This window comes from Streptomyces sp. NPDC086023 (assembly GCF_044540325.1).
Lineage (GTDB): Bacteria > Actinomycetota > Actinomycetes > Streptomycetales > Streptomycetaceae > Streptomyces.
The window spans coordinates 356424-374228 of record NZ_JBITRX010000005.1; the positions used below are offsets into that span (position 1 = coordinate 356424).

The window sequence follows — 17805 nt, forward strand, 5'->3', positions numbered from 1 at the left end:
CGGGTGACGGTCGCCGGAGCTTCGGTGGTGGGTCGTGTGGTGTGTGGGTCCCCTCGGTGCTTGACGCGTCGTGGCCTGCAGGCCCAGCGGCAGGCCCACCCCTGGGGCTTTGGGGCTTCGCCCTGGCCTTCGGCCACCCCAGGCCCGGGCCTGCCTCCGGACCAGCCTGCCACGACGCCTCAAGCACCTTCCCCACACACCACACGACCCACCTGGCCCTGCCAAGGGGAGTGGGCCGGAGTGAGGTGCGGCTTGGGGTGGGGCGGGACACCGGTCGCGGGGATGTGGCCCCCTGCCGGGAGGCTCGTGCGCTTCGCCCTGGCCTTCGGCCACCCCAGGCCCGGGCCTGCCTCCGGTCCAGCCTGCCACGACGGGTCAAGCACCTTCCCCACACACCACACGACCCACCTGGGTGGCCAAGGGGGGTGGGCCGGAGTGGAGTGCGGGCACAGGGGCAGGTGCGCGTCAGGCAGCCCGGGGGCCGGTGTGCGTACAGGGGGCGTGCCGGCAGGGGAGGGTTCTCCGCCGGGGCGGGGGCGTCGGCGCGGGGGCGGCGGTGGGACGGGGGCGACTATGGCGACGGCGTCAGGAGGCGCACGTGAGTGAGGAATGGCTCATCTACCGCGGAGTCGGCGAGCCGCACGACCGGATCGACGAACTGCCACCGCCGCCGCCCTGGCGGGACTTCGACGGGGGGCCTCCCGTCGAGGCGGGGCCCGGTTCCGAGGAGTCCGCGACGGCCGCCACGCGGCGGCTCGGGGCGCACCGGCACGCCGCCGAGTTGCACCGGCCCGAGCCGGAGGAGTTGGAGGCCGTCAACGCTGCTCTCTACCTGCGGCGGCCGTTGCTCGTCACCGGGCATCCCGGTACCGGCAAGTCGACCCTCGCCCACGCGGTCGCCCACGAGCTGAAGCTCGGCCGGGTGCTGCGCTGGCCCGTGGTGTCGCGGACCGTGCTCCAGGAGGGGCTGTACCGGTACGACGCCATCGCCCGGCTTCAGGACGTACAGCTCGGCGGCGCGCCGGGGATCGGCAGGTACATCCGGCTCGGGCCCCTCGGGACCGCCCTGCTGCCCACCGAGCGGCCGCGCGTGCTGCTCATCGACGAGCTGGACAAGAGCGACATCGACCTGCCGAACGACCTCCTCAACGTCCTGGAGGAAGGGGAGTTCGCGATACCCGAGCTGGAGCGGGTGGCCGACATCGAGCCCGAGGTGCAGGTGCTGACCGACGACGGTGCGAAGGTCACCGTCCGGGACGGCCGGATCCGCTGCCGGGCCTTCCCGTTCATCATCCTGACCAGTAACGGCGAGCGGGAGTTCCCCGCCGCCCTGCTCCGCCGGTGCATCCAGCTCAAGCTGGGCCCGCCCGGCGAGAAGCGGTTGGCCACCATGGTCACGGCCCACCTCGGCGAGGAGGCCGCCCGGCTCGGCGCCGACCTGATCCGGGAGTTCCTCGGCCGGGCCCAGACCGAACTGGTCGCCGCCGACCAGCTGCTGAACGCGATCTACCTCACCCACCACGCCGCCCCGCCCACCCGGGAGGACCTCGCCGACCTGCTCATCCAGCGCCTCGACCGTTCGAGGTGACCCCCCGTGACCGCGCCCGAACTCCGCAGGCTCGCCCGGCTGCTGCGAGCCGCCGGGCTCGACCCGTCGGCCGAGGAACTCGCCGACGCCCTCTGGCTGGCGGCCCGGCGGACCGGTGGGGACGTCCCGCCGGCCGGTGAGGGCGGCCCCGGAGCCGAACCGGGGGAGCCCGGGCGGGAGGACGCCGTCCCGGTGCCCGGCAGGCCGCCCGTAGCGCCGCCGGCGCGCGAGGCGGACGGGGTCGTCGCCCTGTATCCGGAGGACCGCTCCGCGCCCGCCCCGGTCCCCTCCGCGGCACCCGTCGTGCCGCGGACCGCCGTGCCCGTACGGGTCCCCGCGGCCGGCGCCCTGCCCCGCATCCAGGACATCCAGCGGGCCCTGCGCGTCCTCCAGCGCCGCAGGCCCCCCGCGCCGCCCGCCCGCCTGGTGCTCGACGAGGAGGCCACCGCCGAGGCCAGCGCCCGCGCCCTGGGCCTGGCCATCCCGGTCATGCGGCCCGAGACCCGCCGGGAGACCACGCTCAGGCTGGTCATGGACGCCTCCCCGTCCATGGCCGTCTGGCGGGACATGTTCGACGACCTGCGGGCGGTCTGCGAGCGGTTGGGCGCCTTCCGCGACGTGCAGGTCCACTACCTCCACCGGCTGCCGGAGGGCACCGCCGCCGTCGGCCGCGCACCCGGTCCCGGCACCCGGGTCTGGTCGGGGGACCGGCTGCGCGACCCCACCGGGCGCGGCCTCACCATGCTGGTCAGCGACTGCGCCGGGCCCGTGTGGCGGGAGGGCGAGGCGCAGCGCCTGCTGCACCGGTGGACCGAGTGCACGCCGTCCGTCATCGTCCAGCCGCTGCCCCAGCGCCTGTGGAGCCGCACCTGGCTGCCCACCGAGCGGGGCCGGCTCGCCCGCACCGAGGATCCGTCCGGCTCGCTGTCCTTCGAGCCCGACCGGCCCACCCCGCACGGCCGTCCCACGGGCGGCCTGGCCGTGCCCGTGCTGCCGCCCAGCGCGCCCGCGCTCGGCGCCTGGGCGCGGCTCGTCGCGGGGCTCGGCGGGGGCGGGGTGCCGGCCGAGGTGGGACGCGTCCTGGCCGACCACCCGGGCGTGCCGCTGCCGCCGCCCCGGGTTGCCCGGCCGCCCCGCGAACTGGTCCGCCGGTTCCGCTCCTCGGCCGCGCCCCGGGCCGTGCAGCTGGCCGTCTACCTGTCCGCCGCGCCTCTGAACCTGCCGGTCATGCGGCTGGTGCAGCGCACGATGCTGCCGGACTCCGAGCCCTCCGACCTTGCCGAGGTGCTGCTCAGCGGACTGCTGCGGCGCAGCGGTCCGGTGCCGGGGGAGTGGTACGAGTTCGTCGAGGGCGTCCAGGACGTGCTGCTGGGCCCGCTGGGCCGGGACGAGGCGGCCCTCGTCCTCAAGCACTGCTCCGAGTACGTGCTCCAGCACTTCGGCCGGGGCGTCCGCAACTTCCCCGCGCTGGCCGTCGCCGAGCTGACCGGGGTGCCGGTGCCCGCCGCGGGTCCGGACGGCGGGACCGAGCCGCCCCGGCTCCCCGCCGCCCGGCTCCCGCAGGCCTTCGCCCAGGTGTCCGCGAAGGTGGTGCGCCGGTACGTGCCGCAGCCGCCGGCCGTGGCCGACGGGGCGGAGGACCGGCACACCCCGGCCCCGACCCGGGAGGAGGCGCTGGCCATCGCCCGGGACCGGCTCGCCGTGTTCCACCGGGACGGCAGCCGCAACGCCCTGCACCAGGCCGTGACGGTGCTGCGGCGGGCCACCGCCGTGCCGGCCGGGCCCGGGAACACCGCGGGGGAGGCCGAGACCGAGCTGGCCGGCGCGCTGCTGACCCTCTGGGGCGCTCAGCGCGACCCCGAACTCCTGGCCGAGGCCGAGCGGGTCACCCGCACCGTGTCCCACCTGCCCGGCATGGTCCGGGCGCGGGCGGTGCTGGGCCGGGTGCTGTACGAGCGGGCCACCGACCCCGCCGCCGGGGCGGCCGGGGATCCCGGGGCCGCGGCGGAGCTGCTGGCCGCAGCCGACCGGGAGTTCACCGCCGTCGGTGCGGTGCCGGGCGTCGAGCGCGGGCTGCGGCGGGACTGCGTGCTGCGGCGGGCCGGGGCACTGGGCCGGCTGGCCGGGCTGCGGGACGACCCGGAGGCCCTGCGGGAGGCGCAGGCCGCGCTGGAGGAGTTCGAGCGGGCGGAGCGGGCCCTGGGCGGTGCGCCCGATGCGGGGCTCGACCTGGTGCTGGGGCGGGTGCTCCTCGGGCTGGCGGACCGCGCCGGGGACGACGACGAGCGGGTGGAGCTGGCCGGCCGGGCCGCGGTGCGGCTGGCGGCGGGGCTCGCCGGGCTGCCCGGAGCCGGTCCCGGCGGTGACCCCGGGGGCGGCCGCGATGCGGGTCCTGGGGTGGCGGAGCGGCTGGAGCGGGCGCGGGCCCGGCTCGACCTGGCCACCGCCCTGAGGCACCTGCCCGAGCGGCTCGGTGAAGCCCCCGGGCTGCTGGCCGAGGCGCTGGACGAGGCGGAGGGTGACCCGGAGCTGCGGCTGGCCGGGCTGGTCTGCCTGGCGCGGGTGCACCGGGCCCGGTACGCGCGGGACGGGGTGCCCGGGGCGCTGGAGGAGGCGGCCGACGCGTACGCCAGGGCCCGCAGGCTGATCCCGCGGGACGCCGAGGCGTACGGCGAGCTGCTGCCCGAATGGGGCGACGTGCTGCTGGAGCGGGCCCGGGCCGCGGACGGGCGCCGGTTCGTCTCCGCCGCCGTCCGCGTGCTGCGCGAGAGCCGCGCCGCCGTGCCCCGGTCCGACGCCCGCGCCGCCCGGCGGCTGTCGCGGCTGGCCGCGGGACTGCGGCTGCGCCACGCGCACGAGGGGGACCTGGTGGATCTGCGGGAGGCGGAGTACCTGCTGGAGCTGGCCGTACGGCAGAGCCGGAGCCCCCTGGAGGAGGCAGGGGCCTGGCGCGAGCACGGCGACCTCCAGCAGGAGATCCACGCCCACACCAGGTCCGCGGACCGCCTGGAGCGGGCCGCCGACTCGTACCGCCGGGCCTGGCGCGCCGCCCTGGAGACGGACCAGGGCGACCGGCGCGGCACCGCCCAGGCCCTCGCGGCGCGCGTGCAGGAGCTGCGCGGCGAGGTGCTGGAGCGGCTCGGCCGGCCCCGGGCCGCGCTCGACGCGTACCGCGCGGCGCTGGAGCTGTGGCAGCGGCTCGACCCGGGCGGCACCGCGACGGGTCCCGACGCGGAGCGCCGCGCGGCCGTCCGTGCGCGGGTCCGTGCGCTGGGAACCGCCTCCTGAGCGCCGCTGTTTCCGGGGGCCGGAGCTTGGGAAAGTGGACTGGACCGTACAGACGGTCGATTCAACAGGGGGAGAAGGAGCTGATGGTGACAACCCGTCATGAACCGGCCGGGCGAGCGTGCCGCGGGCTGCTGCCCGATCTCTCCGGGCTGGATCTGGCCACGCTGCGCGGCATCGACCACGCGGTCCTGGCGGAGGTGATCGAGGGCATGGTGGAGCGGGTCAGCCACCCCGCCGAAGTGCTCTGCGACTACGACCAGAAGGCCTCCTGACCCGAAGGCAGTTGACCGCTTTCCGCCGTTAGGGGGCCGGGGGCGCAGGGCAGGGATGGAACGTCCGCGGGGGGAGGGGCAGCCGATGAGGACCAGCGCGGGAGGGGGCGCCGCCACGCCGCGTCCCGTCGGGGAGGACGCCGGAGCCCCGGACGCCCCCACGCAGCACGGCCTCGACGCGGACGCACGGGCGGCGGCCCCTCTCACGGCCGGGGCCGCGTGCGCGCGTACGGCCGCCGGCACGGCGGGCGAGCCGACCGGTGGGATCCCCGGCGCCTTCGGGCAGTCGGGTCTCGGGGCGTCGGCGCGGGCGGCCGCGGATGTCGTCGCGGAAGCGGGCCCCGGCACGCAGGCGGACGCCCACGCGGCCGCGAAACCGGCCCGGGGGGTGCACAGCGCCGCCCTGGACGTGCCCGGGTGGGGCGGCCCCGACCCCGATGCGCGTGCTGCGGCCCGCCCCACAGCCGCAGCCGTGCGACCGGACGCACGCACGGCGCGCGCGCCGGCCGCTGACGCACCCCGCGCGGTCCACGACGCCTCTGGCCGGGTGGGCCTCGGGCCGCCCGCGAGGGCAGCCGCGGAACTCTTCGCGGGCGCGCTTCCCCCCGCGCATGCCGATGCCTGCGGGACGCCGGAACCGGTCGGCGGGGCGAACGGCCGGGCTCCGAACGCTTCCGCGCAGGCCACCCCGGCCGCGGAGACGCGGGCGCCGGCGGACGTCCGGGCGGCGGCGGAACCGGCCTGTGGGGTGCCCGGCGTGCTGCCGGACGCGCCCGCGTGGGGCGGGCTCGACGCGGACGGACGGGTGGCGAGGCCTCTCGCCGCCGGGGCCGCAGGCGGGCAGACGGACCTCCGGGCGGCGGCGGAACCGGCCGGTGGGGGGAGCGGCAGTGCTCCGGGCACCCCGGGGTGGCGCGGGACCGGTGGGGAGGCGCGGGAATCCGAGAGGAGCGCGGCGGCGGGCCCCGCCACGCGCGCCGCGGGGGTGGACGCCGTGCACCGGCGGCAGGCGGCGTGGCCCTACGCGCGGCTCGACGTGCCCGCCCTCCGCGCGGCCGGCCACCGGCCCCACCCGCTGCGCCAGTTCGTCCTCAAGACCCACAGCCGGTGCAACCTCGCCTGCACCTACTGCTACGTCTACACGATGGCCGACCAGTCCTGGCGCGCCCGTCCCGCCGTGATGGCCCCCGCCACCCAGGACCTCGCCGCCCGCCGGATCGCCGAGCACGCCCGCGCCCACCGCCTCCCCCGCGTGGACCTCGTCCTGCACGGCGGGGAACCCCTGCTCGCCCCCGCCGCCGAACTCACCGGGCCCGTCGACCGGGTACGCGCCGCCCTCGACCCCGGCACCCGGCTCACCGCCACCGTGCAGACCAACGCCACCCTTCTCACCCCCCGCCGCCTCGACGCCCTCGCCGCCGCCGGGATCAGGGTCGGCGTCAGCGTCGACGGCGGCCTGCCCGGCCACAACGCCCGCCGCGTCGACCACTCCGGCCGGCCCGCCTTCGCCGCCATCGCACGGGGCCTGCGCCTGCTGGCCCGGCACCCCGAGAGCTACGCCGGACTGCTCTGCGTCGTCGACCTGCGCCAGGACCCGGTGGAGACGTACCGCTCCCTGCTCGCCTTCGGCCCGCCCTCCATCGGCCTGCTGCTGCCCCTGGCCAACTGGAGCACCCCGCCCCCGGGCGCCGTACCCGGCCGCACCCCGTACGGCGACTGGCTCACGGCCGTCTTCGACCAGTGGTGGCAGGGCGAGGTACGGCGTACCCGCGTCCGGCTCTTCGAGGAGGTCATCGCCCTGCTGCTCGGCCTGCCCAGCGCCAGCGAGGCCCTCGGTCTCGCACCCGCCGCCACCGCGGTCGTCGAGACCGACGGCGGCCTCGAACAGGCCGACACCCTCAAATCGGCCTACGAGGGCGCCGCCGACACCGGCATGCGGCTCGACACCCACAGCTTCGACGACCTCCTCGACCACCCCGGCCTCGCCGCCCGCCAGCTCGGCAGCGCGGCGCTCGCTCCCGAGTGCCACGGCTGCGAACTCCTCGCCGTCTGCGGCGGCGGCCTCTACCCGCACCGCTACCGCGCCCGCTCCGGCTTCCGGCACCCCTCGGTGTACTGCGCCGACCTCCAGGTCCTCATCCGGCACATCGCCGGCGCCCTCCACGCGGCCGCCACCGCGGAACCCGCCCAGGAGCTCGCCTCGTGACCGGCACGTCCCTGCCCGCACCCCTCAGCGCCGACGGCCCCGTCCTGCGCGACCTGGCCAGCACCGAACCCTCCGCCGAGGGCGCCCGGCTGCTGCGCCACGCCCGCCACAGCAAGCGCCTCCTGCTGCTGCGGGCCGTGCTCGACGCCGCGCCCGGATCCGAACCGGCCGACCACTGGGCCCTCCTGGAAGAGGCCGAACGCCACGACCCCACGGCCGTCCACGACGTCCTGCACTACCCCTCCACCGGCGTCTGGGCCGAGGAGACCCTGCGCCGCCTGCACGCCCCCGACGGCGACGCGCCCCCGCCCGACCTCGGCCACCTCGGCGCCCTCGCCGTGGCAGCCGCCCTGCGCGCCGGAGTCTCCTTCAAGACCGCCCTGCGGCCCGTCCAGGGCCGCCTCGCCCTGCCCACCCTCGGCCTCCTGCGCCCGACCCGCCCCGGCACCTTCGCCCTCACCGAACGCTCCTGGGACCCGCAGGACCCCGCCGCCCTGCCCCTGCACGTACTGCCGGGCGGCCGGACCGTCCTGGACGACCTCGACCCGTACCGCGCACCCGCCGGACACCACGCCACCCAGCCGGCCCGCCGGCTCACCCCCCGCGGCCACCGCCGCTGGGACACCCAGTGGTCCGCGGCCCTCACCCTCCTCGACCGCTACGACCCCGCCCGCGCCGCCGAGGCCGCCGGACTGCTCCGCTCGATCGTGCCGCTCGCCGGCGCCTCCCGCTCCAGCGGCGCCACCCTGCCCGCCGCGCCCGGCACCGTCCTCGTCCGGGTCCAGTCGCCGCCCGCCCTGGCCGCCACCCTGGTCCACGAACTCCAGCACGGGAAGCTCGCCGCCCTCGGCGACCTGGTCACCCTCCACACCGCCGACCGCACCCCCCGCCACTGGGCCCCCTGGCGCAGCGACCCGCGCCCGTTCGAGGGACTTCTCCACGGCACGTACGCCCACCTGGCCCTGGCCCGCTACTGGCAGCGCGCCGCCCTCTACGGCGCCCGCGGCGCCTGGGCCGCCCACGCCCGCCACCGCGCCCAGGTGGCCGCCGTCCTGCCCGGACTCCAGCGCTCCCCGCAACTCACGACAGCCGGACGCGAGTTCACCCGCGCCATGGCCGAGGCCGAGACCGCCATGGACGAGCTGCCGCCCCCCGGCGACCAGTACGCCACCGCCCGCGCCGCCCTCGCCCGCGAGCGACGGGGCTGGGCCGAGGCCCACCCCGAACTCGCCGCCGTCACACCGGGTTGACCTCCCGTGACCTGCGGTATCTTTCCCCCCGTCCAGGCCCCTCCCCCGCACCACCGTCCGGGGGAACCCCACTTGGAGACGGTCGCATGACTGGTAGTCGGCAGGACCGCGAAGGCGCACCCCAGCACTTCGTCATCAGCTTCGCGGGCTTCAACCGCCCCTGGGCCGCGTGGATCGCCCACCGGCTGGAGGAACACGGCCACCGCGCGACCCTCCAGCGCTGGGACCCCCAGCGCAGCCCCGGACTCACCGAGGCCCTCGAAGACCTCGCCCGCGCCAGCGGCCGCGTCCTGATCGTGCTCAGCGAGCGCTACTTCTCCGTCGGCACCCACACCGTGGAGGAGTGGAACGCCGCCCTGCGCACCGTCACCGGCAACCACCCCGACCGCTTCGCCGCCGTCAGCCTCACCGACGCCCAGCTCCCCGCCGCCACCGCCGCCCTCGAACACGTCGAACTCTGGGGCATCGACGCCTACGAGGCCGAGTACCGCGTCCTGCGCCGCCTCGACCTGCCGACCGACCGCATCGGCACCGAGTCCGGCCGCCGCGGCCCCCGCTTCCCCAACGACCCGCCCGAGGTCTGGGGCCGCGTCCCGCGCCGCAACCCCCGCTTCACCGGCCGCAACGACGTCATCGGCAACCTCCGCAACGCCCTCGTCCAGGCCCCGTCCGGCGCCGCCGCCGTCACCCTCCTCGGCCTCTCCGGCGTCGGCAAGACCCAGGTCGCCACCGAGTACGCCTACCGCTTCGCCTCCGAGTACGACATCGTCTGGTGGGTCCCCGCCGAGGACCGCCCCACCCTCCGCGAACGCCTCGCCGACCTCGCCCCCGCCCTCGACCTGCCCCTCGGCACCGGCAGCTACGGCGAGCAGATCCGCGCCACCCTCGAAGCACTCCGCCGCGGCAGCCCGTACGGCCGCTGGCTCATCGTCTTCGACGGCTGCGACAACCCCGACGACCTCACCGACCTGCTGCCCAGCGGCCCCGGCCACGTCATCATCACCTCGCGCAACCGCGACTGGGCCGCCCGCCACACCAGCCTCGTCGAGGTCCCCCTCTACGCCCGGCCCGAGTCCATCACCTTCATCCGCCGCCGCGCCCAGCGCCTCAGCCCCGACGAGGCCGACCAGCTCGCCGAGGCCCTGGAGGACTACCCCCTCGCCCTCGACCAGACCGCCGGCTGGCTCGCCGCCTCACCGCTCACCGTCGGGGACTACCTCACCCTCCTCCAGCGGCGCCTGGACTCGCCCGAGGCCGTGACCCTCTCCGAGGACTACCCGCTGCCGTTCCCCACGGCGCTGGCCATACTCCTCAACAACGTCCGCGAGAACTACCCGGACGCCCTCGCCCTGCTCCGGCTCTTCGTCTTCTTCGCCCCCGGCCCGGTACCCCTGCGCCTGCTGCGCGAGTTCACCGCCGACGACGTCCCCGAAGAGCTCTCCGGCCTCATCAACGACCAGATCCGCTGGAACGCCGCGCTCAACAAGCTCGTGCAGTTCTCCGTGGTCCGCCTCGAATACTCCGACCTCGCCGTCGACGAGGGCGGCGGCGGCCTGGAGAGCGTCCAGCTGCACCGCATGGTCCACACGATCGTCCGCGAGAACCTCGGCGAGGAGGAGGCCGTACCGCTCGCCCGCGCCGTGCGCCAGGTACTGGCCGCCGCCGACCCCGGCCGCCCCTCCGACTCCCGCCGCTGGCCCCGGTACGCCGAACTCATCCCGCACCTCGAACCCTCCGGCGTCATCAGCAGCACCAACCCGCGGATCCAGACCTTCTTCCTGCACTGCCTGCGCTACCTGCTCCTCGCCGGCGAGTACCGCACCTGCCTCCGCCTGTCCGAACTGGCCGACGGCGTCTGGCGCGCCATGCTCGGCGACCAGCACGACCAGGTACGCGAACTCAGCTACCACTACGGCGGCGCCCTGCGCATGCTCGGCCACGTCAAGCGGGCCGAAGCCCTCAGCCGCGCCCGCGTCGAGCACCTCACCGCCGAACGCGGCGACCGCGACCTGGAGACCCTGCGCGCCCTCAGCTCCCACGGCGCCGTCATGCTCCGCATGGCCCGGTACGAGAACGCCCGCGAGCTCTTCGCCGGCATCCTCGACACCTACCGCGAACTCCTCGGCGAGGACGACTCCACCACCCTCAACGAACAGAGCAACCTGGCGTCCGCCCTGCGCCTCCTCGGCCGCTACCAGGAGGCCTACGACCTCGACCTGGACACCCTGCGCCGCCGCGAACGCGTCCTGAAACCACGGCACATCGCCACCCTCAGCTCCGGCATCGCGTGCGCCATGAACCTGCGCCTCACCGGGCGCTACCGCGAGGCCCTCAGCCGCCTCGAACAGGGCCTGCGCCTCAACGTCCAGGTCCTCGGGACCAACCACCCGCAGACCCTGCGCGCCGAGCACAACCTCGGCCTGTGCCTGCGCCGTACCGGCGACATCGCCGGGGCCGGAGCCCGCCTCAGGAGCGTCCTCGAACGCTCCACCCGGGTGTTCGGCTCCGACTACCCGTGGACCCTCATGGTCGCCTCCGACTACGCCACCTACCTGCGCGAGTACGGGGACATCGAGGAGGCCCGGCGGATCTCCGAGGACGTCGTACGCGGCTACCAGACCCAGCTCGGCCTCGCCCACCCGTTCAGCATCGGCACCGTCGGCAACCTCGGGCTCGTCCTGCGCGCCCAGGGTGAGCGCGAAGAGGCCCTCAGCCTCAGCGAACAGGCTCTCGTCGGCATGCGGGGCGCCCTCGGCGACCGCCACCCGTGGACCCTGGGCTGCGCCATCAACGCAGCCGGCTGCCGCAACATCACCGGCCGCCTGGAGGACGCCCTCGACCTCAGCCGCGACACCCTGCGCACCGCCGAGTCCGTACTCGGCGGCGAACACCCCATGGTGCTCAGCGCCCAGATCGCCCTCGCCGCCGACCTGCGCCTGCTCGGCCGCATGGAGGAGGCCGGCAAGCACGAGGACGACGCACTGCGGATGCTGACGCGGACGCTGGGCACCCAGCACGTCCACACCGTGTCCGCCCGCCAGCGGGTGCGGCCGTACTGGGACTTCGAACCGCAGCCGTAGGCCGCTCCCTTCCGGCCCGGCCCGGAAACGCCGGAAGGCCCGGTCCCTCGGGGGACCGGGCCTTCCGCACGTGCTGCCTAGGCCTCGAAGACCTCGGCGACCAGCTGCGCCTGCTCCGCCTGGTGGCGCTTGGCGGAACCGACGGCCGGGGACGAGGAGTGCGGACGCGACACGCGCCGCAGCCGCTCGCCGGCCGGGATGTCCGCGCCGACCGCCAGGTCGAGGTGGTCGATCAGGTTCAGCGCGATGAACGGCCACGCACCCTGGTTCGCCGGCTCCTCCTGCGCCCAGATGTACTTCTCGGCGTTCGGGTACTTCGCGATCTCGGCCTGGATCTCCGCACCCGGCAGCGGGTACAGGCGCTCCAGGCGGATGATCGCGGTGTCCGTGACGCCGCGCTTCTGCCGCTCGGCGTCCAGGTCGTAGTAGACCTTGCCGGAGGTGAAGACGACCTTGCGGACCGCGTTCGGGTCCACCGAGGAGTCGCCGATCACCGGACGGAACGAGCCCGAGGTGAACTCCTCCGCCTTGGACGCCGCGGCCTTCAGACGCAGCATCGACTTCGGGGTGAAGACGATCAGCGGCTTGTGGTGCGGGTTGTGGACCTGCCAGCGCAGCAGGTGGAAGTAGTTCGACGGCAGCGTCGGCATGGCGACCGTCATGTTGTCCTGCGCGCACATCTGGAGGAAGCGCTCCGGGCGGGCGGACGAGTGGTCCGGGCCCTGGCCCTCGTAGCCGTGCGGCAGCAGCAGCGTGACGCCGGAGGTCTGGCCCCACTTCTGCTCGGCCGAGGAGATGAACTCGTCGACGACGGTCTGCGCGCCGTTGACGAAGTCACCGAACTGCGCCTCCCAGAGCACCAGCGCGTCCGGGCGGGCCAGCGAGTAGCCGTACTCGAAGCCCATGGCCGCGTACTCGGAGAGCAGCGAGTCGTAGACGTTGTAGCGCGCCTGGTCCTCGGAGAGGTAGAGCAGCGGGGTGTAGTCCTCGCCGGTCTCGCGGTCCACGAGCACCGCGTGGCGCTGGCCGAAGGTGCCGCGGCGCGAGTCCTGGCCGGACAGGCGCACCGGGGTGCCTTCCAGCAGCAGCGAGCCGAACGCGAGGGTCTCGCCCATCGCCCAGTCGATCGTGCCCTCGTCGATCATCGCGGCGCGGCGCTCGATCTGCGGGCGCAGGCGCGGGTGGACGGTGATCCGGTCGGGGACGTTGACCTGGGACTCGGCGATCCGCTTGACGACCTCCTGGGAGATCGCCGTCGGCACCGACACCGGGAACTGCGGCTGGACGGCCGGCGCCGGGGCGGCGACCGCCGGGTTGGCCGCGGCCTCGCGGACCTCGGCGAACACCTTCTCCAGCTGGCCCTGGAAGTCCTGCAGCGCCTGCTCGGCCTCTTCCAGCGTGATGTCGCCGCGACCGATGAGGGACTCGGTGTAGAGCTTGCGCACCGAGCGCTTCTTGTCGATCAGGTCGTACATCAGCGGCTGCGTGAAGGACGGGTTGTCGGCCTCGTTGTGACCGCGGCGGCGGTAGCAGATGAGGTCGATGACGACGTCCTTGTTGAACGCCTGGCGGAACTCGAACGCGAGCCGCGCGACACGGACCACGGCCTCCGGGTCGTCGCCGTTGACGTGGAAGATCGGCGCCTCGATCATGCGGGCCACGTCGGTGGCGTACATGGAGGAGCGCGAGGACGTCGGGGCGGCGGTGAAGCCGACCTGGTTGTTGATGACGATGTGGACCGTGCCGCCGGTGCGGTAGCCGCGCAGCTGCGACATGTTCAGCGTCTCGGCGACCACGCCCTGGCCCGCGAACGCGGCGTCGCCGTGCAGGGCGACGGGCAGGACGGTGAAGTCCGTGCCGGCCTTGCCGATGACGTCCTGCTTGGCGCGGACGACGCCCTCCAGGACCGGGTCGACGGCCTCCAGGTGGGAGGGGTTGGCGACCAGCGAGACCTTGATCTGCTCGCCGTCGAGGCCCGTGAAGGTGCCCTCGGCGCCCAGGTGGTACTTCACGTCGCCGGAGCCGTGCATCGACTTCGGGTCGAGGTTGCCCTCGAACTCGCGGAAGATCTGCGCGTACGACTTGCCGACGATGTTCGCCAGCACGTTCAGGCGGCCGCGGTGGGCCATGCCGATGGCGACCTCGTCGAGGCGGGCCTCGGCCGCGGAGTCGATGACCGCGTCCAGCAGCGGGATGACGGACTCGCCGCCCTCCAGGGAGAAGCGCTTCTGCCCGACGTACTTCGTCTGCAGGAAGGTCTCGAACGCCTCGGCGGCGTTCAGGCGGCGCAGGATGCGCAGCTGCTCCTCGCGCTCCGGCTTGGTGTGCGGGCGCTCGATGCGGTCCTGGATCCACTTGCGCTGCTTGGGGTCCTGGATGTGCATGAACTCGACGCCGGTGGTGCGGCAGTACGAGTCGCGCAGCACGCCGAGGATGTCGCGCAGCTTCATCATCGACTTGCCGGCGAAGCCGCCGACCGCGAACTCGCGCTCCAGGTCCCACAGGGTGAGGCCGTGCTCGGTGATGTCCAGGTCGGGGTGCTTGCGCTGCTTGTACTCCAGCGGGTCGGTGTCGGCCATGACGTGGCCGCGGACCCGGTAGGAGTGGATCAGCTCGAAGACGCGGGCGGCCTTCGTGACGTCGTCGTCGTGCGAGGCGTCGATGTCCCGGAGCCAGCGGACCGGCTCGTACGGGATGCGCAGCGACTCGAAGACGTCGTCGTAGAAGCCGTTCTCGCCGAGCAGCAGGTTGGCGACGATGCGGAGGAACTCGCCGGAGGCCGCGCCCTGGATGACCCGGTGGTCGTAGGTCGAGGTCAGGGTCATGACCTTGGAGATGCCCAGCTTGTTCAGGGTGTCCTGGGAGGTGCCCTGGAACTCGGCGGGGTAGTCCATGGAGCCGACGCCCATGATGACCGACTGACCGGGCATCAGGCGGGGCACGGAGTGGACGGTGCCGAGGCCGCCGGGGTTGGTCAGGGAGACCGTCACGCCGGTGAAGTCGTCCATCGTCAGCTTGCCGACGCGCGCGCGGCGGACGATGTCCTCGTAGGCCTGCCAGAACTCGAAGAAGTTCAGGGTCTCGGCCTTCTTGATGCCGGCGACGACGAGCTGGCGGTCGCCGTTCGGCTTCACCAGGTCGATCGCGAGGCCGAAGTTCACGTGCTCCGGCTTGACCAGGGTGGGCTTGCCGTCCTTCTCCTGGAAGGAGTAGTTCATCGACGGCATGGCCTTGATCGCCTGCACCATCGCGTAGCCGATCAGGTGCGTGAAGGAGATCTTCCCGCCCCGGGCGCGCTTGAGGTGGTTGTTGATGACGATGCGGTTGTCGAACAGCAGCTTCACCGGGACGGCGCGGACGGACGTGGCCGTCGGGACGTCGAGGGAGGCGTTCATGTTCTTCGCCACGGCCGCGGCCGGGCCGCGGAGCGTCACCAGTTCGGGGCCTGCGGGGGCCTCGGTGGCGGGCGTGGCCGCAGCGCCGGGCGCGGCGCCAGCCGCTCCGGTGGAGCCGGTGCTCGCACCGGGGGCAGCGGGGGCAGGGGTGGCCTGAGCAGGCGCGGCCGGTGCGGCGGCCGGGGCCTGAGACGTGACAGTCACAGCGGGAGCACCAGAGGGGGTGGCAGGAGCAGAGGCAGGAGCTGAAACAGAAGCAGGGGCCGGCGCGGGCGCGGGCTCCTGGGAGGTCACCGTCGTGGTCGCGGCGCCGGCCGCCCCCGTGGCGGTGGCGTCGGTGCCAACGAAGGGCGCGGTGTCAGCCGCTCCGGTGGAGCCGGTGCCCGCACCGGGGGCGGGTGCAGCCTGCGCGGGAGCGGCCTGTGCGGAGGCGCCCCCACCGGGCTTGTAATCGGCGAAGAAGTCCCACCAGGCACGGTCGACCGAATTCGGGTCCTGGAGGTACTGCTGGTAGATCTCGTCGACGAGCCACTCATTCGCGCCGAAGCCCGAGGCGGGGTTCTTCCCGCCCTCTGGTTCGGACGTGGTGCTCGGGTTACTCGGGGACTGTGGCGACACGGCGGCAACCGCCCTCTTCCGCTTCACAAGGTGGTGGACAGCGGGAATAAAGGCTACGCCTCCCCCGCGGGGTCATGCAGGCCGGGCGGGACTTACGTCGTGCAAGTCACATCGAACGGCGGGTTTCACCGCTGGAAATGGCGGGAAACAAGCCTGGTTTGCGTACGCGCGATCGAGGTTGCGGCCATCTGGCCGCACCCTTGACCTGATCCCCGGCACGGTGTGGCCGAGATCATGAGCTTCCCTGTTCGAACCCTACGTCAACCTGCTGCTTTGGGTACTCCCGGAAGGGTGACCCGGATCCGGCAACCGCGCGAGCTTTCGGCCACGCCTATGTCACCACCGTGCAGCCCGACCGCCCAGCGGGCGATCGCCAGACCGAGCCCGGTGCCTCCGTCGCCGCCCGTGGCGCTGCCCCGGTTGAACCGCTCGAAGACCCGGTGCCGCTCGGACTCGGGGATGCCGGGGCCCTCGTCCAGGACCTCCAGCGTCAGGCTGCCGGGCCGCTCGCCGCGCCGGGCGCGGACCGTGACCCGGCCGTGCGGGGGGCTGTGCTTGATCGCGTTGTCGACCAGGTTGGCCACCACCTGGTGCAGCCGCTCGGCGTCCGCGTGCGCGGTCAGCTCGGGCGGGAACACGTCCAGGTGCAGGTGTACGTCGGCCCGCGCGTGGTTCCCCGAGCCCGACACCAGCCCGCGCCGCCCCGCAGCCAGGCCGGCCTCCTTCAGCACGCCGGACAGGTAGGGCCACACCTCGAAGCGGCGGGCCCGCAGCGGGACGACGCCGTTGTCCAGCCGGGACAGGTCCAGCAGGGTCTCGACCAGGCCGCCCAGCCGCTCGGTCTGCTTCAGTGCCGTCCGCATGGTCTCGGGATCGGCCGCCGAGACGCCGTCCACCACGTTCTCCAGCACCGCCCGCAGGGCGGCGATCGGGGTGCGCAGCTCATGGGAGACGTTGGCGACCAGCTCCTTGCGGTGCCGGTCCACCGCCTCCAGGTCGTCGGCCATGCTGTTGATCGTCACGGCCAGGTCGCCCAGCTCGTCGCGGCGGCCCGCACCGCTGACCCGGCGCGTGTAGTCGCCGTGGGAGATGGCCCGGGCGACGGTGTTCATCTCGTCCAGGGGCGCGGTGAGCCCGTGCGCCACGAACTGGGTGATCAGCATCGAGGCGATCACCGAGAAGACGGTGATGAACCGCAGCTCGGTCTCGGTGCGCAGGGCCACCATCAGCAGGCCCGTGGTGATGAAGACCGAGACGACCACGAGGGTGCCGAGCTTGGTCTTGATCGAGAAGGGGCGGAGCCCCGGCCCGGGCCGGGGCGTCATGACGCCGGGGTCTCCAGCGCGTAGCCCACGCCGTGCACCGTGCGGATCCGCTCGGCGCCGATCTTCCGGCGCAGGGCCTTGATGTGGCTGTCCACGGTCCGGGTGCCGGAGGCGTCGGCCCAGTCCCACACCTCGGCGAGCAGCTGCTCGCGCGAGAGGACCGCCCGCGGGGTGCCGGCCAGGCAGACCAGCAGGTCGAACTCGGTCGGCGTGAGGTGGACGTCCTCCGCGGAGACCCGCACCCGGCGCTGGGCGTGGTCGATCTCCAGGTCGCCCAGGCGGAGCGTGCCGCCTCTCGGCGTGTGGGCGGCCAGCGCCGCCCGCTCGACGCGGCGCAGCAGGACGTGCACCCGGGCGGCCAGCTCGCGCATCGAGAACGGCTTGGTCATGTAGTCGTCGGCGCCGACGCCGAGGCCCACCAGCATGTCGGTCTCGTCGTCGCGCGCCGTGAGCATGAGGACCGGCAGCGGGCGCTGGGCCTGCACGCGGCGGCAGACCTCCAGCCCGTCGAAGCCGGGCAGCATCACGTCGAGGACCAGCAGGTCGGGCCGCCAGCTCTCGGCGGCCGCCACGGCGGCCGGGCCGTCACCGGCCGTCTGCACCTGGAAGCCCTCGGCCCGCAACCGGGCCGCGATCGCGTCGGCGATCGTCTGGTCGTCCTCGACGACCAGGACGCGCCGCTGGGCGCCGGGAGTCGCCGCAACGCCGTTCTGGGTGGTCTGTGTGTGTTCCATCGCCCCGCCCCTGGGAGTTGCCTAGCAATGATCCGGCGTGTTCGGTGAG

Annotated in this window: 9 protein-coding genes; 6 read left to right on the top strand and 3 right to left on the bottom strand. The window is 74.5% G+C overall.

Going from position 1 to position 17805, the window contains the following annotated elements:
- Nucleotides 1-598 precede the first annotated feature (598 nt).
- The 6 genes from ACIF6F_RS13240 to fxsT all read left to right on the top strand — a co-directional run bounded on the left by ACIF6F_RS13240 (nt 599) and on the right by fxsT (nt 11684).
- A complete protein-coding gene (locus tag ACIF6F_RS13240) occupies nt 599-1588 on the top strand; it encodes an AAA family ATPase (protein WP_399945361.1) in 990 nt (329 codons plus the stop codon).
- 6 nt (nt 1589-1594) lie between these two features.
- Nucleotides 1595-4876, top strand: a complete 3282-nt coding sequence (locus ACIF6F_RS13245) for an SAV_2336 N-terminal domain-related protein (RefSeq protein ID WP_399945363.1) — start codon at nt 1595-1597, stop codon at nt 4874-4876.
- Between the two features lie 83 nt (nt 4877-4959).
- On the top strand, nt 4960-5148 hold the full coding sequence (fxsA, locus tag ACIF6F_RS13250) for an FxSxx-COOH cyclophane-containing RiPP peptide (RefSeq protein WP_399945367.1): 189 nt from the start codon (nt 4960-4962) through the stop codon (nt 5146-5148).
- 994 nt (nt 5149-6142) lie between these two features.
- Nucleotides 6143-7354, top strand: coding sequence for an FxsB family cyclophane-forming radical SAM/SPASM peptide maturase (locus tag ACIF6F_RS13255; protein WP_399945372.1), 1212 nt, complete (start codon nt 6143-6145; stop codon nt 7352-7354).
- A complete protein-coding gene (locus tag ACIF6F_RS13260) occupies nt 7351-8604 on the top strand; it encodes an HEXXH motif domain-containing protein (protein ID WP_399945375.1) in 1254 nt (417 codons plus the stop codon). The genes ACIF6F_RS13255 and ACIF6F_RS13260 overlap by 4 nt, the downstream gene beginning before the upstream one ends.
- Nucleotides 8605-8690: 86 nt before the next feature.
- The gene (gene fxsT, locus ACIF6F_RS13265; RefSeq protein ID WP_399945378.1) at nt 8691-11684 is read left to right on the top strand and encodes an FxSxx-COOH system tetratricopeptide repeat protein; all 2994 of its coding nucleotides are present in this window, start codon (nt 8691-8693) and stop codon (nt 11682-11684) included.
- 77 nt (nt 11685-11761) lie between these two features.
- On the opposite strand, the gene ACIF6F_RS13270 is transcribed toward fxsT, so the two are convergent.
- The 3 genes from ACIF6F_RS13270 to ACIF6F_RS13280 all read right to left on the bottom strand — a co-directional run bounded on the left by ACIF6F_RS13270 (nt 11762) and on the right by ACIF6F_RS13280 (nt 17756).
- On the bottom strand, nt 11762-15697 hold the full coding sequence (locus tag ACIF6F_RS13270; RefSeq protein WP_399945380.1) for a multifunctional oxoglutarate decarboxylase/oxoglutarate dehydrogenase thiamine pyrophosphate-binding subunit/dihydrolipoyllysine-residue succinyltransferase subunit: 3936 nt from the start codon (nt 15695-15697) through the stop codon (nt 11762-11764).
- A gap of 260 nt (nt 15698-15957) precedes the next feature.
- Entirely contained in the window at nt 15958-17022 is a 1065-nt protein-coding gene (locus tag ACIF6F_RS13275) for an ATP-binding protein (RefSeq protein WP_399945383.1), read from the bottom strand.
- The gene (locus ACIF6F_RS13280; RefSeq protein WP_399945386.1) at nt 17019-17756 is read right to left on the bottom strand and encodes a response regulator transcription factor; all 738 of its coding nucleotides are present in this window, start codon (nt 17754-17756) and stop codon (nt 17019-17021) included. The genes ACIF6F_RS13275 and ACIF6F_RS13280 overlap by 4 nt, the downstream gene beginning before the upstream one ends.
- Nucleotides 17757-17805 lie beyond the last annotated feature (49 nt).